This window comes from Atopobacter sp. AH10 (assembly GCF_003664595.1).
Lineage (GTDB): Bacteria > Bacillota > Bacilli > Lactobacillales > Aerococcaceae > Atopobacter.
Window position 1 is genome coordinate 99,159 of record NZ_QXPZ01000022.1, and the last position, 19,777, is coordinate 118,935.

The following is a 19,777-nucleotide window of genomic DNA, read 5'->3' on the forward strand; positions in this document are numbered from 1 at the left end:
AATTGGTCTACTTCTTCCTTCTAACAAGAATGGTAAATTTTTACCAACTTCCCTAGCCTTACTTTAATCGCTCTACCCGATAAATATCTTCAAAATCGACTAGCTGATCCCCGATCATCAATTGGTCTGCGGATACTTTTCCTCTCACCTCTCCAATAATAACTTTCTTATGATGATCCAACTCATCCTTTTCCAAAAGATACACCACTACCCCTTCTCCTTTTAAATAAGCGGCTGTTAGTAGCTGATCTAGCTCTTCTTCTGACATAGCCGGCTCTAAACTACTTTCAGCAATAGCCTCTTGATGGTTTAGCTCAATGGCCGAAAGCAATTCCTCCATCGCATAAGCAGTTCCCCACTTTACACCAAATGGACGGTCATGATAAACATTATAGTCGATAAAGCTTTTCCCAGTTTTTCCCAAAATTCTTTTCCTCCTCTAAACCAGACAGCCCACCAGCATGGCCACCCACTAGGCTACTTCTTTCAATAGCTCGCCCACCTTCTTTTAAGGAATGGGCATACACTAATTTCTTGAATCCATAGCGTTGCCTAATACGATCAACTATCTCATCGACTTTCTTAGCCTGTTCAATCAACTCAATAGGCGTAAATAGATCCAATTGTTGGTACTCTTTCCGAGTCAGACGATCTGCAGTTAAAGCAACCGCTCGAATAACCTGTCCTCGATAAAGTGAATCAAACATTTTCATGGCTACTTTCATCAAGTCTTTTCTTTGAGCAGTAGCTTCTAAAGTCATATGTCTTTTAAGGTAAGTCCTATCCCCCTCATCTATATATCCCTTTGAAAAAATAAGCTGTAAAGTCAACCCTTCTGCCTTTAGTCCATCTTTCCTTAGACGAGTTCCAATTTGATCAGCCATTTCTTTTATAACAACCGCCAGTTCTTCTTTTTTATCATAATCCCTAGGTAAAATTTGTTGGTGTCCAATACTATGACTCTTGGGCTCGTAAGTCTCCCCTAAAAAACTTCGATCAATCCCCCAAGAATGGGCATATAATTGAGCGCCAATCACTCCCATCCTCTCTTTCAAGTAAAAATAATTGCTATGAGCGAGCTGATCAATACTTCTAATCCCCAAGTTGTTTAAGCGTTTAGCCTGTTTTTTTCCAATACCCCAAAAATCAGTCAATTCTGGAATCTTCCAAATAGTCCTAGCTACATCCTGATAGCGCCACTCAGCCTTCATATTTGCATTCTTTTTCGCTGCATTATCCAAGGCTAATTTCGCTAAAAGTGGATTATCCCCTATGCCAACTGTCGTGTAAATACCCGTTTGGCAAAAGACATCTCTCTGTATCATCCGAGCCAATTCAAAAGGAGAATCTACTTGAAATAACTTCAATACATTCGTCACATCCAAAAAACTTTCATCCACACTATACACATGATGATTTTCTTCATCACAATAACTTTTATAAATACGATTAATTTTCTGGTTCATCTTCATATATAAACGCATACGAGGCGGAACGATCTTTAAACTAGGAGGATATGGAAAGGGGAGATCCCTTGCTCGACTGACATTGCCTATGCCATAAGCCCTTTTAGCTGCAGGAGACGAAGCCAAAATCAAGCCACTAGCTCTCTGATCCATACGATGACTAGGATAACTCATCACCACCAATTCTGTCCTTAAAGGATCCCAACCTCTCAATACACATTCCGTCGACGCATAAAAACTCTTGCAATCAATACATAAAATATCTCGAGAAGGTTCTAGCGCATAATCAAATTGAATATTCTCCACTTCAATCACCTCCCAAAAAGGAGAACGTATGTTCTATATTCATTAGAACATACGTTCTCCCTCCTTTCAAGCGAACAAACTGTGAAAAAACAGAAGTGTGAGAGGTCGCGGTTAGCTCCGAGCACTAAGGAACTTTTGTTGACGGGCAATAAGCCCGGCATAAAAAAGCGACTTAGGCCACAGGAGCTGCGACACAGAAGTGTGAGCTTGAGCGCTCAGATCGGAAACTCTGGAGACTTTTGGCGAAAGGTCAACAAAGACCTTTCAGACAAAAGGCGAAGAGGACGTCCGATCTGCTCAAGCAAGCACGACAACAGAAGTGTGAGAGGTCGCGGTTAGCTCCGAGCACTAAGGAACTTTTGTTGACGGGCAATAAGCCCGGCATAAAAAAGCGACTTAGGCCACAGGAGCTGCGACATCGAACACGACAACAGAAGTGCGAGCTTGAGCGTTTAGGAGTGGATCACTGGAGCATTTAGCAGTAGAGCGAAGCAATCGCTCGCTGATAAATAGCGAAGTGGACGCCACTCCTGCTCAAGCAAACACGACAACAGAAGTGTGAGAGGTCGCGGTTAGCTCCGAGCACTAAGGAACTTTTGTTGACGGGCAATAAGCCCGGCATAAAAAAGCGACTTAGGCCACAGGAGCTGCGACATCGAACACGACAACAGAAGTGCGAGCTTGAGCGCTCAGAAAAGAAAAACCGCCCTTTATAAGAGGCAGTTTTTCTAGTCTTAAGCTAAATTTATTTAGCGAATCCCTAAAGCAATCCTTGCATAGCGACTCATGCGTTCTGGTGTCCAAGCTGGATACCAAACTAATTTAACCGAAGTATCTTTCACTTCTGGCAAAGCGGTTAGGGCTTTATTGACTTGATCAGTTAGAACATACACTAAAGGACAACCCATGGTGGTTAAGGTCATTTCGACTTCACACAAGCCTTCTTCATTCAAATCCACTCCATAAATCAACCCCAAATTAACAATATCCACGCCTAGTTCAGGATCAATCACCGCTTCCAAAGCTGCTAAAAGTTTTTCGCGCATTTCAACTGCTTCTTCTTTAGACCGTGCTCCTGCAATGTGCTCTTTAACCTCATCATGACGTTCTCCATTAAGAGAATTACTCTTTTTTTCTGCCATTAATTCATACCCCTTTCTTTCCTTATTTCCGTTAGTGTTTCATGTTCAAATGTTCTGCTAAAAATTGACTAGCACTAGCCAGAACGCTAAAAGGCACATGATGTCCATGTCCGCTACTTTCATGGTAGCTTGTCCTAGCAAAGGCTGGATATGTTTTATAGCGTTCAAATGTATCCTTACTATAGCGAATAGGCACTAAAGGATCCTCTTGATCATGCCAAATATAAAAAGGCCTCCCTCTTAAGGCTTCTGGATGGTCAAGAAGAGAAGCTTCTCTCAAATGTTCCAATAAAGCAAAAAGCTCACTTGCCTCCATCGTTTTCATACTAGTAGCCAAGACTTCCCTCACCCATACTGTATAAGCAAGAGGATCTAAACACCCCATTAGGCACACTCCCGCATCTATAAAAGGATGCGCCAACATACATTTTACTGTTGTCATTCCGCCCATGCTTTGCCCGCCAACAGCAAAGCCCTTAATTAACCCTTGTCGATGATAAGTAGAATAGATCACTTCACAATCTCTTGTATTCTGGTCAACTATCTCCCATAAATCATCAAAAGTTACATCTTTTTGATTTCTATCTCCATGATAGATTGCAAGTGGAACTATGACACGAGCCCCTAAACGGCAGAGTTCTACTGCCCAATTCATCATCGATTCTCTACGACTCTCAAATCCATGAAATAGGACAATGGTCGGCAAAGCAGTTGAAGCTTCCAAGTGATCACTAACAGCTTCTATTAAAGGAATCCCTTCTAACACTTTTTCTGTTAAACAGATCATTCTCCATTCCTCCTTCAGTCAGCCCTTGAAGAGTAAGTAAAATATGCTAAAATAAAGCAAATATGCTTAAAATTTTTAGGCTATCATTTTTCTACTTAGTGTAACTCATTGTATCATAAATAACCAATAGAATAATGGAGAAAACTATGCAGAGACATTTAATTACTCTTGATCTAGACGGGACAACCTTGGCAAATGATTCCACTGTTTCCCAATTAACAATTAACGTCTTACGTTACTTAGACCAACTAGGCCATATCATTGTTATCGTTACTGGTCGTCCCTATCGTTCAGCTAAACACATCTATGAAACTATTGCTATTGATCAGCCCTTGGTTAATTTTAACGGAGCTTTGTGCCACTACCCTAATCATCCAAATTGGAAGGGTAGCTACCATATTGGTTTAGATCGTTTTATCGCCTTAGATACTTCTAGAAGGAGGAAAGAACTCAAAAGTAGCTTAATCATTGTAGAAGAAAAAGACCATATTTTTTCTACGAGTTTGGATCTCCCTCAAAATGAGTATTTCCCTAACATGGAAAAACACCCACCCATTATCTTGACCGATAAGGCTTTAAAAGCTAATCCAACTGCTGTCACCATTTTTACAAAGGATGAAGATCAAGCCACTACTAGAGACAAACTTTTAAGCCTCTATGGAAGAGATGTCGATGTCAGAACTTGGGGTGGGGTTATGCCTTGCCTAGAAATGGTATCAAAGGGGGTAACAAAAGGTTTAGCCCTCAAACATCTCACCGAGTACTATGATATCGATCCATGCTATAGCTTAGCTTTTGGGGATGAAGATAACGACAGAGAAATGCTACAACTGGCTGGACGAGGTGTTGCAATGGCTAATGCTATTGATTCATTGAAAGAGCTAGCAGACGATGTCACTCTTTATAGTAACGATGAAGATGGACTCGCCTTATATCTCATCGATTACTTCAAATTAAACGATTTAGACTTCTGTCTCAATTAAAAAATTGGATAAAGTCCCTGACCAAAAAAATAGCCAGCCTTGATGTCATCTACTCATTAAGAAGCTATTCATTTAAAAGAAGCAAGATTTTCTACTTTAAAGGAAATCTTGCTTCTTCACTTTCTATATAATTCTTACACGGTAATCCTAACTTCCTAGACCATCAATTGTTTTGGGAAAATTTAACTTTTCTCTATACCAACACACTAAAGATAAGAGCCTGTGATACCTTAAAAAAACATGCTCTCTCTTTATCTCACAATAGACCTAAATATCGTTTGCCTTAACTACTAGCTATTGATCTACCCTACCTCATGACGGAAAGCTTCCTTGACATCGACTTTTTCTTTGGCATTTAGCAAAATCATTAACTTAATCCTCGCCTTAATACCCGATAGACCTAAAGTATAGATAACACCCATTTGATGAAGTTGCTTACCTCCACCATAATAGTCATAAACATCTTCAGTAACCCCATTAAAGGCTCTCGATACCATAATCACAGGTATCTTCTTCAGCAATTCTTCTAAAGTTGGCACAACAGCGGGTGGAAGATTACCTGCCCCTAAGCCTTCTATCACCACTCCCGCGTAATCATTATGAAGAATAGCTTCTAAAATATCCTTTTCCATCCCAGCGTAGGCCTTAACCAAAGCTACTTTCTTATCCAGACTCGTTACACTGTAATGTTCTGAACGTAAAAGTTCTTGGAAATAAATGACTTGATTCTTTGATATTAAACCTAAAGGGCCGAACGTTGGTGTCTTAAAGGTAGCTAAATTAGTTGTGTGGGTCTTGGTTACATAGGTAGCAGAATGGATTTCTTCATTCATGACGACAAGGACTCCCTTACCACGAGATTCCTTAGCTGAAGCAGCAAAAATAGCACTTCTAAGATTGGCTAAACCGTCTGAGCCCATTTCATTAATAGATCTCATTGCTCCAGTCACAACAACAGGAATAGGTAAGTCTAAGGTCAATTCCAAGAAATAAGCTGTTTCTTCAAGCGTATCTGTTCCATGAGTGATCACAATTCCATCATACTGCTCATACTGGCTAAGGATATAGTCCCTTAATTCTAGCATCCTTTCTCCAGTCATAAAAGGTGACGGTAGTTGCATGATATCCGAAACCGTTACATCAGCATACTGTTGAAAGATACTTGTCTTAGAGTCCAAGGCGTTTTTATCAGTCGGTGCGACCTTACCCGTCGTTTGATCTGCACTCATCGATATTGTGCCACCTGTATTAATAATCAAAATCTTAGCCATTTTGTTACGCCCCTTTTTTTATCTTTATTTTCAAAAGATTTATTTCCTATAAACATTATTTGGCAAAGCGTTCTATATTTCCTGTCTCTAAATAGGCATCCAAAACTTCTAAAACTCCTTCTTTACAATGGGAGGGAGCAAGGTAATCTGCAGCGTCGACTACTTCAGGATCTGCATCTGCCATAGCAAATCCATATTGAGCCAATTGAATCATTTCTAGATCATTATGCGAATTACCAAAAGTCATCAACTCATTAGCTCTAATCCCATACAAACTGAGCAGATGAGCCAATCCCGTCGCCTTATTAACCCCTTTGATCATCATGTCCATATCAGCATGACCACTTTTCACCGCAATCAATCCTTGAGGAGCTCTACGATTAAAATCATCTATATAGTCTTTTAAATGCTCTATAGGCACATGACAGCAGGCTTTAAAAATCGTATCATCAATTGCTGAAAGAGAAGTAACTTCTTTAAGATTATAAGCATAGGTTGCTGCAAATTCTTTTGCTTCCTTGGAATAGCCTTCTTCTACATACGATGCATGCAAAGCGTTCACCACCGCCTCAACATCATCAAAGCCTTGACACCAATCTACAATAAATTGATAGTGTTCAGGAGGCATGGCTGCATGATAAAACTTGGTCTGTTTATTCCTCACTAGTGCCCCATTTTCAGAAACAATTATTAAGTCATCTTCTATCTCTTTAAAAAACGAAATGATTTGTTCATATTGATTGCCACTCGCAACAACAAATCGTATGCCTTTATCTTTTAATTTATTATATATTTTATAGAACCTTTGTCGGTTATATTGGCTTTTTTCGTCTAAAAAAGTCCCATCCATATCGACAGCGATCAGTTTAATCATTTACTTCATCCCTTCAAGTCTTTTCATCTCTAAGTAAACCACAAGTCTAAAAAAATGAAAAGCCTTTCTTGTTAAGTTATCCATGAGAATATCACTAGAAAATAAAGAATTAACTAACTTACTATCTGATGAAAAGAAATCATCTGAATTAAACATTATCCTATAAAAAAAGAGACTATATAACCACAATAATCTAGCGATTTATAGAAAGCGATTCATCTTATTCCGTAAAAAGTTTAGCTTATCTCCTCTTATAGCTGGCACTCCATCAGTCCTCTTTCCTAAAATTTAATTCTTTAAAAATCCCAATAATTCCTTCTTTATCCATTAATTGCTTATAAAAACCTTATCATAAAGGGCTTTCATAAACTTTTTTCATCATTTAAAACTGACACTTGGCAATTGGTATGATAAAATGGAATAGTACTGCCAAAAAAACTAGGAGGTGTTGTGATTGTCCAATAGTTATGGCATGACACCAGAAGCTATCGAGGAACTAGTAAAGAAATATCCTATTAAAGAATATGCCGATGGTGGCCGTTATATCAACATTGAAAATTATCTCTTTTCTCAAGAAGACGCTCGTTCCTATCTCCCTAAACGTGAACATTGGGCTAAAGAATTACTTGCTTTATTTAAAGATCATTATGGCAATGCCGAACGATCTTTCCAAGGAAGCCAAGATGGTGAAGCTGTTGTTGCCCTTCTCCCTAATGGCGATTTAGCTAATCTTGTTCACTTAGATCCCGCTACCATTGATGCTTTAGAAGAAGCTCAAGAAGAAGGGAAAGTAAAAGAACTCTTCCAAGAAATTCTAAATGACATATAAAACACTTGCTATAGGACTTGCCTTTCGTGCTCCATTTACTGCTAAACACACTTGATATTTCCTGTCAGGATTCTTTAGCTATTTTTAACCTAGATAAAGTTATTCATATTATTTTTAGAGAGATGCTCAGGCTTTTAGTGCTTATCTCTCTTTTTATTTATAAAATGTGCTTAGTGAGGCTTCTACTAAGCTAAATTCCCCCAAAATTTATCCACCATTTGAGCATTGGATAAATTTGGGGGAATTTAGCTTATAATAATTCAAAAAACCTCCACTTCACAGCGGAGGCTTTTCTTTCATTAACGACGGATTTCGCGAATACGGGCAGATTTACCGTGACGTTCACGCAAGTAGTACAATTTAGCACGACGTACACGACCTTGACGAACAACTTCCAATTTAGCTACACGAGGAGTGTGCAATGGGAAAGTACGTTCAACACCAACACCATTAGAAACTTTACGAACAGTGTAAGTTTCGCTGATGCCAGCCCCACGGCGTTTGATCACAACACCTTCAAATAACTGAATACGTTCGCGAGAACCTTCGACAACCTTTACATGGACACGAACAGTATCCCCTGGACGAAATGCAGGAATGTCGCTACGCAATTGGCTTTGTGTCAATTCTTCGATCAATTTACTCATATTTGTTTCTCCTTCCAACAACTATTCTTGTCTCATTCACAGCGGAATAGCGTTTTATGTAGTCATTTATGACTTACTGAACTAGATTATCATAGAAAAGATCATCTGTAAAGCTTTTTTCCTTTATTTCTAATTTTTCCCTGTTCACCATACACTTATTATCTAGTTTCCAAATTAAGCCCTTGTATAAGATCACTAAAAGCATTTACGGTTCGTCCGAAAGAATGTCCCTCTACTGCTTCTTTGACCTTCTTTGGAACAACTTCCTTTTCTTGAATGCGAATAATTTGACGACTTAAAGCAAGCGCTAGTCGGTCTATATAATCATCTATATCTTCTGGATGCGGCACATCTACGCCGATCATCCTTGGCAAATCTACATATTCGATAAGAGACGAATCATTAATATCATCCTCTAAAGTTTCTATCAATCCAGCTATAGCTGATACAACTACACGAGTTCCACAAGCTAAAGCTTCAATAGCCACTAATGGCACTCCTTCATAATAACTAGCTAGGGCAAAAATATCCATTTCTCTTAAATAAGCTGCAAATTTTTTTTGCTCAACTGCTGGGGCAAAATGGATCCTATCTGTTTGGCCCGCTAATTGATATAATTCATCTTCCTCTTCTTGACTACAATTCCCTACAATATATAAATGCGCCTTTTCAAAAACTTGGCTGATCTGTTTAAAGGCGGCCGCTAGTTCAAAAACGCCCTTAGCATGGGAAATTTTGCCCCCATAAAAGATCTTAATCTCTTCTCTTTCCACCTCATCCTTAGCTTCATAAAATAGCAACTGATCAAATCCTCCTGGAATAATACGAATTTTAGAAGGATCCACTCCAAAAGTTTTCCCTATTAAAGGAATGTTCTTTTGACTAAGAGCGATTACCTGACTGAGGTCACTAAAATCATTCGCGTAGGCTTTTTTTAGAAGTGGATTATTTTGCGCTTGACGAAGATCTGTTGCATGGCAAATCCCTATTACCGGACGATCAAAAAAAACATCCTTCACCAATCGAGTTAAACACCATAAATGATGACTGATAACAAGATCTGGGCAAAAATCTTTTTTGGCTCGTTCCAATTGGCCTAAAAAAGCCCTTTTCCAACTAAAAAATCGATCATCCTTTAAATCCTTATATCGACTGGCAGTATAGGGCATATCATCACTCATTCCAACAATAGGAAAAGGCAATTCCTCCGTTAGAAATTTCACTGGATACTTTTGAATAGCTTCACTAAATTCAGCCTTAAATGGGTCTTGTATTCCATAAATGACCGCATTTTCATATCCTTTTTCCTCTAAACCTTCGATTAAGTTACTTGCATAGACACCTGAGCCAGTTTTCATTGGTAATTGCGCTATAACATGTAAAATTTTCAAGTTATCCCCCTCCTAAAGTAAGCCTTTACTTTTTTTGTCAAAAGAAAGGTCGCTCTAAAAAGAACGCGCTCTACTAAGCGAAAAATACCTAGCCTTTCTCTTTACTGCAGCAACAATTGGACAGATTTTGTAGCCAATGATATCTTAAGCAGAATTTAGAACTAAACTTTTCAGCCAATTACGGCTTCAATTCGAAGTAAATGATTAAACTGATCGCTGTCGATACGAGAGCCCCTATTTATGCAAGTCTTCACTCCCCCTTAAAAAGAATCTTCTTCAATAAAGTCTTTTTAAAGAATAAAAACTGATTTTGCTTTTTAATCAATCCTTAGAATGAGCTTGATCAGCTAAATAGATAGCGTGGTCAGCTAAAAAGGCTAGATCTTCTTCCGTTAAGGGATAACTAGCTAAGAGGTCAGGGCGCTTCTTGGCTGTTTTTAACAAAGACTGCTGATGCCGCCATTTGGCAATATTTTCATGGTGACCACTTAGAAGCACATCCGGTACTTTTTCCCCTCTGAACTCTTTCGGCCTTGTATATTGAGGATATTCTAACAAGCCTCCCATATGAGATTCATCTACAGTAGAATCAGCATTCCCTAATACATCATCCAATAAACGTACAGTGGCATCGATCATCACCATAGCTGGCAATTCCCCACCAGTTAAAACCACATCCCCAATAGAGACTTCCTTATCGACATAGGGTTTTATACGTTCATCATAGCCTTCATAATGACCACAAACAAAAATTAATTGGTCATAAGTGGAAAAATCAATGGCCATAGCTTGATCGAACTTTTCTCCAGCTGGATCCATCAAAATAGTCAAAGATTTACTGCCTCTAGCATCTGCTTTAGCTTCTTCAATAGCTTTAACTAAAGGCTCTACCCGCAGTAACATTCCTGCTCCTCCACCATAGGGATAATCATCTACATGACCATGTTTATTAACCGCAAATTGACGGAAGTTACGTGGGCGAATTTGAACTAGTCCAGCTTCTTCTGCACGGTGAATTAAAGAAGAGCCTAAGCCCCCTTCGATCATCTCTGGAAATAGGGTAATGACATCAATCTTCATCATTAATCCAACAATCCTTCCATAACTTCAATAATGACTTTCCCTTCCTGGAGTTTTATTTCACGGATAACCTCTTTGATAGCTGGAATGGCATAGCTTTTCTTCTCCCCTTTAACCATCCAAATATCATTTGCTCCCGGAGATTCGATAGCAGTAATTTTCCCCACAAGGTCACCTGATGTCGTTTCGACAGATAAACCAATGATTTGATGATAATAAAGTCCCTCATCTTCATCTACTTGCTCATCAGAAATATCTACAAATATATCTTGCCCTTTAAAGCCTTCTACTTCATTAATTGTCGGATATTCTTGAAAGGCAATTATAATAAGATTTTTGTGTTGCCGATAAGACCGAATCACTAATGGCAAATTGCCTACATAAACAGTTTGCCCCACCTTATAGCGCTGATCAGGTTGATCGGTCACAGATTTCACTCGGACTTCACCCTTCAATCCTTGAGTATTAACAATTGTCCCAAGCTTCAGCCGGTTCATTCATTTCCCTCCTTACCTTAACTTTTAGATTGTAAAAAAGTCGAGACAGATCGCCTCGACTCCTTCGCATTACTCATTCGGATCCAAAATGGTTAAACGTACTTTCTTGCCATCCTTAGCCCGAACACTATAAACAATAGTACGGATAGCACGTGCGACGCGTCCTTTTTTACCAATCACCCGACCAATATCATCGGGATGTACTGATAATTCGTATTCTGTATAGCGTCCACCAGGAAGGCTCTTTAATTCCACATCGTCTTGATGTTCAACGAGTGGCTTGACAATCGTTAAGATTAGTTCTTCCACATCTGGCATAATGCTCACCCTTTATCTATTTCAATCGCTTATTTTTGTTTAGATTCGTGGAATTTCTTCATAATCCCTTGACGAGAAAGGATGTTACGAACTGTATCAGATGGCTGAGCCCCGTTAGCTAACCAAGATAAAACTTTTTCTTCATCCAAGACAACAGCTTCTGGTTGAACAAGTGGGTTATAAGTCCCAACTTTTTCAATGATACGTCCGTCACGAGGAGAACGAGAATCTGCTACAACAACACGATAGAATGGGGATTTTTTAGAACCCATGCGTTTTAAACGAATTTTTACTGACATATTGGTATTCCTCCAAGAATATTTTTAATTACTTTGCTACTATATCAAATTAAAGTAGAGGTGTAAAGCTTTTTTTCCTTACAGGCTATTTTTTCTCAAGATTTTTCCAAATTCTCTTTTACTCAATCTTTCCACTTACTTTTTGTGGCGCTTCTTTTTTAATTTCTTAACCTTACGGGCATAGCGTTTCATAGCTAGTTGGGCTAACTTATCGCCTTTGAAGAGGCCATTGCCTCCCCCCATACCGCCCATGCCTGACATGAGTTTTTCCATACCGGACATGTTACCATTCGCCATTTGGTTCATCATTTGTTTGGATTGGTTAAATTGCTTGATCAATCGATTAACTTCCATTAGAGGTCGTGCTGACCCCTTGGCAATCCTTTTTCGACGACTTTGACTAATCATATCAGGGTTACTACGTTCTTCTTTGGTCATGGAAAGGACAATAGCCCGCATATGCGCCATATCTTTCGGATCCATTTTCACATCATTAATCCCTGGGAGCTTATTCATTCCTGGAATGAGTTTAATTAAATCTTCTAAAGGCCCCATATTAGCCATTTGATCCATCTGTGCCAAAAAGTCATCGAAATCAAAGGTGTTTTCTTTGATCCTTTCTGCCATCTTTTCAGCCTCAGCTTGGTCAAAGTCTTGTTGAGCTTTTTCGATGAGGGTCATCATATCCCCCATCCCTAAAATACGATTGGCCATTCGATCGGGGTGGAAGCGTTCCAAATCCGTCAATTTTTCCCCTGACCCTATGAATTTAATGGCTTGCCCTGTAATAGAACGCATAGATAAGGCTGCCCCACCACGAGTATCGCCATCTAATTTAGTCAACACCAAACCAGTAATGCCTAATTGATCGTTAAAGGCTTGTGCGACATTAACAGCATCTTGCCCTGTCATGGCATCAACCGTTAAGAGAATATCATCTGGTTGAGCAAGAGCCTTAATATCCTTTAATTCGTCCATTAAGACTTGGTCGACATGTAAACGGCCTGCTGTATCAATTAGGACAAAATCTCTTCCATCCATTGCAGCTTTTTCCAAGCCTCGTCGAACAATATCTACTGGCTTAGCAGAAGTCCCTTCCTCATAGACAGGAAAGCCTAATTGTTGCCCAATCGTTTTCAATTGGTCAACTGCAGCTGGTCGGTAAACGTCTGCCGCAATCAAAAGTGGCCGCATATGACGTTCTTTGTTCACCAAGGCAGCAATTTTCCCAGCTGTAGTCGTTTTACCTGCCCCTTGCAAGCCGACCATCATAACAATCGTTGGGGGTTTAGTAGAGAAATTTAAATCAACTTGTTGTCCCCCCATCAATTCGGTCAACTCTTCATTAACAATCTTAACGACTTGTTGAGTTGGAGATAATGCTTGTAGGACATCAGAGCCAATCGCTCGTTCATTAACTTGTTTAACGAATTTTTTTACAACTTGGTAGTTGACGTCAGCTTCTAAAAGAGCTAAACGAACTTCCCGCATCATTTGTTTTAGATCTGCTTCCGTTAATTTTCCCTTTTTTCCAACTGTAGATACCGCATTCTGTAGTCTTTCACTTAATCCTTCAAAGGCCATAATAATCTCCTTTAATATGATAATTACCCTAAAGCATCAATAAGAGTAGCAAGTTCTAGATCTTTTGGATAGTTTTCTTCTTGATAGCTTCTTAATTTTTTTATAGCTTCTTGTTTACGGGCTTCCAACTCTAAAAAACCGACTACTTCTTCATAGTGAGTTAAGAGTTGCTCAGCTTTTTTTATTGCATCATAAACCGCCTGACGAGATACGCTATAATTTTCTGCAATCTCTCCAAGAGAAAAGTCTTCTTCATAATAATCAAGCATATAAGCCAATTGCTTGTCCGTTAGCAATTTTCCATAGCTATCTAGCAAGCGATTCATGGTCTTGGTTTTTTCCAGCATCAGTCTTCCTCAATTCCTAGCCATTTAGAGCCTTAAAGCAGTTTATACCCTTTTATTATAACAAATTTGAATAGTTGCTGGAAATAGCCAAGCTTATCCAATTATCTAGGCTATTTCTCTTCCTCTTTAAGATCTAGGAAGTTAGATTGACCATCAACACTCAAATCATGTTGGCTATTTCTCTTCCTCTTTAAGATCTAGAAAATAGCAAGATCCCTTCCTAAAAAAAACTGATATAAAGCTATCCTTCTCTGGCCTCTATTCTTGATAAAAAAGCTGAAGATCCTGCCTTCAGCTTTTACACTTTATCTTTTCTTCACTATGTCAGCTTTGAAACACCATAAGGCTACTGTAGAAAGTATATTTATCCCTTACAAAAGATCTTTAATTAATCCTAAGATGTAATATTCAGGGTCAAAGACACGTAAATCTTCAATTTTTTCCCCTAGACCCACAAATTTTACTGGAATATCCATATCTTGACGAACAGCTAAAACAACGCCCCCCTTGGCAGTTCCGTCCAACTTAGTTAAAATCATCCCAGTAATTGGCACAGATTCTTGGAATTGTTTGGCTTGAATCAAAGCATTTTGCCCAGTTGTTGCATCTAAAACTAAAAGAACTTCTTGAGCTGGCCCTTTGGTTTTTCGTTCAATAATACGGTTGATTTTTTCTAACTCTTTCATTAGGTTTACTTTAGTTTGTAAGCGACCTGCTGTGTCAACTAAGACAATATCGATCTTTTCTTTTTCCGCCCTATCTAGAGCATCAAAGACAACAGAAGCGGGATCTCCACCGGCTTTACCGCTAACAACTGGTACATTAGCTCGACGTCCCCATTCTTCTAATTGTTCAATAGCACCTGCACGGAAAGTATCGGCTGCAGCTAGTATCACCGATAGACCTTGATTTTGATAGTAGCGAGCTAATTTCCCAATCGTAGTCGTCTTACCTACCCCATTAACCCCAACAAAGAGAAAAACACTTGGTCCATCAGGATTCATCTTCATCGCTTCTGGAGCAGTCTCTTGATGTTCATAAATATCCACCAATGTTTTGACGATAACATCTTTCACTTCTTCAGGTCGTCTCGCATTAGCTAATTTCACCCGTTCACGTACCGCATCAGTTACAGCTAAAGTCATATCAAAGCCAACATCAGCTGAAATAAAGCATTCTTCTAAATCCTCAAAAAACTCTTCATCCACAGCCCGAAAATCTGCCATTAAGGCATTAATTTTACTTGAAAAGCTTTGTCTGGTCTTCTCCATACCTTGATCATAAGCCTTCAACTGAAGCTTTTTCTCTTCTTGAAGAGCTATTTCTGGCGTATCAACTTCTCCCCCAGTAAAAGCTCGTTTAATACGGTCAAATAATCCCATCTTTTTTCCTCCTAGCTCCTATCACTTGTTGGATAACTTGGGCAACTCCAGAATGTTCATTATCTCCTGTCGTTAATTTAGCAACAGCTTTCACTTCACTGATCCCATTAGCCATAGCAACAGGAAATCCACATACCCTAAGCATCGGCAAATCATTGCTTTGATCGCCGATCGCCATCATCTTAGATAAAGGCATATCCAATAAGCGTGATAAGTTTCTCAAAGCTTGTCCCTTATCTACCGTTTTAGGCACCATTTCGAATAAGCTTTGCCGAGACTTAAACATATTATATTTTTCTTTCATCTCGGCGGGAATTTTTGCAATAGCCTGATCTAATTCATCTAATTCATAAGCTAATAAAGCTTTACAAAAATGATGATCCCTTCTAAAATCCTTCAATTCCTTCACTTCGTAATCGAAGACAGGCATCATTTGAAGATAGTCCGACTTCTTCCCTTTTGCTGTATCGAATTGGTAACCATTTTCTTCGTCTAAAACAACTAAAGGTAATTCAATTTTTTCTGCTAAATCAATTAATTCAGCTACTTCATCATAGGATAGCCCCTGTCTTGACCACACACGGCCACTAACGGTTTCTTGGATCAAGCCACCATTATAGGTAATAACTAAATCTTTATCCTCCATTAATTCTAGTTCTTCTAGAAGGGTCGTCACCCCTTGTAAAGGACGGCCACTGCAAATAACTATATGAATACCCTCTTCTTTTGCCATTAAAATAGCTTTTTTATTGGCATCTGTCACTTCTTTTTTCCCATTGAGCAAAGTTCCATCAAGATCGATGGCGATAAGCTCAACTAAAGCCAATTCTTTATCCAGCTCTTCTTGCGATAATTTGAGCTGTTTCTTTTCTTCCATCCCTTATTCCCCTTTTTACTTATCTGCTTTTTCATACAAGACTTTCATAAAGCTTCCAATTCATTCATTTCCCTGATCTTTATTTTATGTCAAAGATCCTTTTTAATAAGGACTCGTGAAAAACCATTAACTATGCTGTTAAATCCGCCTCATTCACGTCTTCTAACTTAACAGATGCAATAGCAGATACTCCAGAATCTTGCATAGTAACACCATATAAGACATCTGCTTCCTCCATCGTCCCTTTTCGGTGGGTAATCACCATAAATTGAGTAGCAGGGGTAAAACTCTTGAGATAATGGCCATAACGAGAAACATTGGCATCATCAAGAGCCGCCTCCACTTCGTCAAGCAAACAGAAAGGCACTGGTTTTACCTGTAAAATCGCAAAAAGTAAGGCAATTGCCGTTAAAGCTCTTTCTCCACCTGATAGTAAGGAGAGCGATTGAAGTTTTTTCCCAGGCGGTTGAGCAATAATGTCTACTCCTGTAGTTAGATAGTCTCCCGGTTCTGTGAGTTCTAAACTTGCTCTACCTCCCCCGAAAAGACGTGGGAAAGTCGCTTCAAAAGCGTCTTTAACCTTAAAGAAAGTGTCTTTAAATCGTTCTCTAACTTCTTGGTCTAATTCTTTCATCGTCGCTTCTAAATCTGACTTTGCCTCTTCAACGTCTTGCTTTTGCTGAGTCAAGTCATCAAAACGATTTTTTGTTAATTCATACTCGTCAATGGACTCCATATTAATGGGACCTAATTGTTGAATCCGTGAGCGAAGGCTCTTTACTAGTCGCTTGGCTTCTGGAATAGCTATTTCCAATTCACCATATTGGACTGCCTTTTCAAAGCTCATGCGGAATTCCTCAGTTAATTGGGTTAACATTTGATCCATCTGAAGATCGTAACGAGCCTCCTCTTTTTCTTTTTCGGCAATTTCTAATTGAACAGCTTCCATTTCTTGATAGAGTTGACGTTCGGCTTTCGACAGTGCTGCCAACTGCTTTTGAGCTTTTTCATAGGCTAGCTCTTCTTTAGCCATATCTTTTTCATAGCTGTCCCGATCAAGATCGCTTTGCTTCAGCAAAACTTTCAATTCTTCTTGCCTAGACTTCAGTTTGGCTTCTTCTTCTTTCGATAGACTTTCCCCTTGAAGCAATTCCTTTTCAAGCACTTGTTCATTCTCTAGTGCTTCTTTCTTATCAGCCAGTTGCTTTTTCTCATGCTTCAATTGTTCCATCACAACAGCATAATCGGTTTGATTACTTTTAAGTGCTTCTTCCAAAATTTTAATCTGATCTTGGCGTTCCTCATCTGAAATTTCCAAGACCCTCATTCGTTCTTTATTAGCCCTTATTTTTTCAATAACTTGTTCAAGATTGCGCCCTTTTTCTACATATCGAGATTGATCAACCGATTCGTCTTCTTGAGCCATTTGCCATTCATATCGTCTAACCTGCAGTTGTTTTTCTTGTTCTCTTAAACTGTCTGTTTGGTAATCTAAATCAGCTGTTAATCGAGATAATTCTAATTGAATAGCTTGTGATCGTTTTAAATCATTTGATGCCAAAGAGCGTAGCTCATCCACTTCTTTTGCCCATTTAGCTTTTTTATCCGCTAAATCTTTTACATCTTTCTCCATTCGACCGATGCGTTCATGCAATTGCTCTAATTCGCTTTGCCGGCTAATTAAATTTGCCCCTTTTGCTTGTTGTTGCCCCCCAGAAAGAGATCCTCCTGCATTAAACACATCCCCTTCTAAGGTCACTACTCGCACTTTACGGTGTAGACTAGCAGAAATCGAAGAAGCCGCCTCCAAATCTCTAGCAACGATTACATTGGCTAAACTTTGGCTAACAGCTTTCTTAATTTTTGGATCACAAGTGACTAAGTCTATAGCGACACCTATAAAGCCATCGACCTGTTTTGCGGCTTCAACTTGCCCATAAGCTAAACTTCTTTCGCTTAAATTCGGTAAAGGGAGAAAAGTTGCTCTGCCCTTTCCATCTGTTTTCAAACGTTTGATGCCGAGTTTTGCTGCTTTTTCCGTCTCTGTTACCAGATATTGCGCACTAGCGCCTAAAGCAGTAGAAATCGCTAATTCATGCTCTGGCTTCAAACGAATTAATTCAGCAACAGCCCCAATTAAGCCTGGAATTTCAGCCTTGTGTTGTAATAAATATTTGACCCCTCCATAGTAGCCTGCATGTTCTTTGGCCATGGCTGATAAAGAATCATATCTAGTCTTTAGGCCGTTGAGTTCCCGATCAGCTTTTTGAAAAGCTTCGTCTATTTTTTGATACTTATCTTGAAGAGTTTCATGCTTTGCTTTTTGATCCTTAATCAAGTCTTCTAATTCTTTAAGATCGGCTTCTTTTACTTTTAAGGCTTCTTGACTAGTTGCCTGTTTGTCTTTAATGAGCTTTAATTGCGCTTCTAATTCTTTTAACTCTTGTTCCTTACGCTTTAAAGTGGCTTCTCGTTGATCTTTCCCATCTTCGAATTGGCGAACAGCTTGCTCTAAACGAGCTTTTTCTTGAAGAAGATCAAAATAATCATTTTTTAAGCGATTTAACTCTTCCTCTTGACCTTGGCTAAAGTTATGCAAGTCCTTTGCTAAGTCCTGCCCTTCCTTTTGTAAAAGTTTAGCTTTAGCTTGATGCAAGGCTTGACTCTCTTCTAAGCTATTTTTTTCTTGCAGCAGATTTTTGATGTTCAGCTGTACCTTCTGGAGTTGCTTGCGTTGATCAGCACCGCTTGATTCCGCATGTTTTAAGCGTTCAGTTAACAAGTCGTATTCTCCAGCCTGTTTAGTCTTATTTTCCACAAATTGGACATAGCTATGCTTCAAGCTGTTAATTCTGTCATGTCTTTCTTCCAAGTCAGCATTAGCCAGGCTTAAGGATTGGCTTTTAGTCTCATGCGCTCGTTGCAATTCTTGATAGGTCGACCTGCGTAGATCTTGCTCTTTATTTAAGCTTTCTTGTTGCCCCTTAATCCTTTTTAATTCACTAGCTAAAAGGCGAATAGACAAGTCTCTTAATTCTTTGTCCAACTCCTTATACTGAATGGCTTTTTGACTTTGCCGTTCGAGAGGTTCTAATTGGCCTGATATCTCAAATAAAATATCTTTTAATCGACTCAGATGATCTTCTGTACGGGTTAATTTTCTTTCAGCTTCCGCCTTTTGATTCTTATAAGTTAAAACCCCGGCTACTTCTTCAATAATATCCCGTCTTTGTTCAGGACGGTTGTTGAAAATTTCTTCAACCTTCCCTTGAGAAATCATCGAGAAAGAATCTTTCCCCATCCCAGAATCCATTAATAATAAAGTCACATCTTTCAAACGAACCGCTTGTTGATTGATATAGACTTGTGACTCTCCTGTCCGATGATAACGTCTTGTAATCACTACTTCATTCGCATCAATAGCAAGATGACGATCTTCATTATTAAAAACCAGGCTCACTTCACAGAAATTAACGGCCTTCTTGCTATCGGAGCCTGAAAAAATTAAATCATCCATCCGTTTCCCTCTAAGAGACTTAGCGGATTGTTCCCCCAGAACCCATTTAATGGCTTCAGCTAGATTAGACTTACCTGATCCATTCGGCCCTACTACTGCTGTTACACCATCTGTCAATTCGACAATCGTCTTGTTGGCAAAAGATTTAAAGCCACTCATTATAATACGTTCTAGTTTCAT

The 19,777-nt window shown here is 39.1% G+C and carries 19 protein-coding genes; 2 read left to right on the forward strand and 17 right to left on the reverse strand.

Going from position 1 to position 19,777, the window contains the following annotated elements:
- Positions 1-58: 58 nt before the first annotated feature.
- The 4 genes from D3H64_RS05640 to D3H64_RS05660 all read right to left on the reverse strand — a co-directional run bounded on the left by D3H64_RS05640 (position 59) and on the right by D3H64_RS05660 (position 3,701).
- On the reverse strand, positions 59-424 hold the full coding sequence (locus tag D3H64_RS05640) for a hypothetical protein (RefSeq protein WP_121565299.1): 366 nt from the start codon (positions 422-424) through the stop codon (positions 59-61).
- Complete coding sequence (locus D3H64_RS05645; RefSeq protein WP_121565300.1) at positions 390-1,781, reverse strand: Y-family DNA polymerase; 1,392 nt, start codon at positions 1,779-1,781, stop codon at positions 390-392. The genes D3H64_RS05640 and D3H64_RS05645 overlap by 35 nt, the downstream gene beginning before the upstream one ends.
- Before the next feature lie 740 nt (positions 1,782-2,521).
- The gene (locus D3H64_RS05655; protein WP_233554895.1) at positions 2,522-2,818 is read right to left on the reverse strand and encodes a metal-sulfur cluster assembly factor; all 297 of its coding nucleotides are present in this window, start codon (positions 2,816-2,818) and stop codon (positions 2,522-2,524) included.
- A 127-nt stretch (positions 2,819-2,945) separates the two neighbouring features.
- Positions 2,946-3,701, reverse strand: a complete 756-nt coding sequence (locus D3H64_RS05660; RefSeq protein WP_121565303.1) for a prolyl oligopeptidase family serine peptidase — start codon at positions 3,699-3,701, stop codon at positions 2,946-2,948.
- A 146-nt stretch (positions 3,702-3,847) separates the two neighbouring features.
- Between D3H64_RS05660 and D3H64_RS05665 the strand changes: the two genes are divergently transcribed.
- Positions 3,848-4,684: a Cof-type HAD-IIB family hydrolase gene (locus D3H64_RS05665; protein WP_121565304.1), complete on the forward strand. Its 837-nt coding sequence runs from the start codon at positions 3,848-3,850 to the stop codon at positions 4,682-4,684.
- Between the two features lie 302 nt (positions 4,685-4,986).
- Here the strand turns inward: D3H64_RS05665 and D3H64_RS05670 are convergent, their stop codons facing one another.
- Together D3H64_RS05670 and D3H64_RS05675 are read right to left on the reverse strand one after the other, a co-directional pair.
- Positions 4,987-5,955 (reverse strand): asparaginase, encoded by a 969-nt coding sequence (locus D3H64_RS05670; protein ID WP_121565305.1) that lies wholly within the window; start codon positions 5,953-5,955, stop codon positions 4,987-4,989.
- 55 nt (positions 5,956-6,010) lie between these two features.
- A complete protein-coding gene (locus D3H64_RS05675; protein ID WP_121565306.1) occupies positions 6,011-6,829 on the reverse strand; it encodes a Cof-type HAD-IIB family hydrolase in 819 nt (272 codons plus the stop codon).
- A 454-nt stretch (positions 6,830-7,283) separates the two neighbouring features.
- Here D3H64_RS05675 and D3H64_RS05680 point away from each other — a divergent pair, with 454 nt between their 5' ends.
- Positions 7,284-7,658, forward strand: a complete 375-nt coding sequence (locus tag D3H64_RS05680) for a hypothetical protein (protein WP_121565307.1) — start codon at positions 7,284-7,286, stop codon at positions 7,656-7,658.
- 299 nt (positions 7,659-7,957) lie between these two features.
- Here the strand turns inward: D3H64_RS05680 and rplS are convergent, their stop codons facing one another.
- The 11 genes from rplS to smc form a co-directional block, all read right to left on the reverse strand.
- On the reverse strand, positions 7,958-8,305 hold the full coding sequence (gene rplS / locus D3H64_RS05685) for a 50S ribosomal protein L19 (protein WP_121565308.1): 348 nt from the start codon (positions 8,303-8,305) through the stop codon (positions 7,958-7,960).
- Between the two features lie 158 nt (positions 8,306-8,463).
- Positions 8,464-9,696 carry a glycosyltransferase family 4 protein gene (locus D3H64_RS05690; RefSeq protein WP_121565309.1) on the reverse strand — a complete coding sequence of 411 codons (1,233 nt, stop codon included), beginning with the start codon at positions 9,694-9,696 and terminating at the stop codon, positions 8,464-8,466.
- A 321-nt stretch (positions 9,697-10,017) separates the two neighbouring features.
- Positions 10,018-10,776 (reverse strand): tRNA (guanosine(37)-N1)-methyltransferase TrmD, encoded by a 759-nt coding sequence (gene trmD / locus D3H64_RS05695; RefSeq protein WP_121565333.1) that lies wholly within the window; start codon positions 10,774-10,776, stop codon positions 10,018-10,020.
- A gap of 2 nt (positions 10,777-10,778) precedes the next feature.
- The gene (gene rimM, locus D3H64_RS05700) at positions 10,779-11,273 is read right to left on the reverse strand and encodes a ribosome maturation factor RimM (RefSeq protein WP_121565310.1); all 495 of its coding nucleotides are present in this window, start codon (positions 11,271-11,273) and stop codon (positions 10,779-10,781) included.
- A 69-nt stretch (positions 11,274-11,342) separates the two neighbouring features.
- A complete protein-coding gene (locus D3H64_RS05705; RefSeq protein WP_121565311.1) occupies positions 11,343-11,591 on the reverse strand; it encodes a KH domain-containing protein in 249 nt (82 codons plus the stop codon).
- 29 nt (positions 11,592-11,620) lie between these two features.
- On the reverse strand, positions 11,621-11,890 hold the full coding sequence (rpsP, locus tag D3H64_RS05710; protein WP_121565312.1) for a 30S ribosomal protein S16: 270 nt from the start codon (positions 11,888-11,890) through the stop codon (positions 11,621-11,623).
- A gap of 135 nt (positions 11,891-12,025) precedes the next feature.
- On the reverse strand, positions 12,026-13,474 hold the full coding sequence (gene ffh, locus D3H64_RS05715; RefSeq protein ID WP_121565313.1) for a signal recognition particle protein: 1,449 nt from the start codon (positions 13,472-13,474) through the stop codon (positions 12,026-12,028).
- A gap of 23 nt (positions 13,475-13,497) precedes the next feature.
- Entirely contained in the window at positions 13,498-13,821 is a 324-nt protein-coding gene (gene ylxM / locus D3H64_RS05720) for a YlxM family DNA-binding protein (RefSeq protein WP_199700144.1), read from the reverse strand.
- A gap of 371 nt (positions 13,822-14,192) precedes the next feature.
- Positions 14,193-15,203: a signal recognition particle-docking protein FtsY gene (gene ftsY / locus D3H64_RS05725; RefSeq protein WP_121565315.1), complete on the reverse strand. Its 1,011-nt coding sequence runs from the start codon at positions 15,201-15,203 to the stop codon at positions 14,193-14,195.
- Positions 15,190-16,080 (reverse strand): Cof-type HAD-IIB family hydrolase, encoded by an 891-nt coding sequence (locus tag D3H64_RS05730; protein ID WP_121565316.1) that lies wholly within the window; start codon positions 16,078-16,080, stop codon positions 15,190-15,192. Before D3H64_RS05730 ends, ftsY begins: the two co-directional genes overlap by 14 nt.
- Before the next feature lie 130 nt (positions 16,081-16,210).
- The gene (smc, locus tag D3H64_RS05735) at positions 16,211-19,777 is read right to left on the reverse strand and encodes a chromosome segregation protein SMC (protein ID WP_121565317.1); all 3,567 of its coding nucleotides are present in this window, start codon (positions 19,775-19,777) and stop codon (positions 16,211-16,213) included.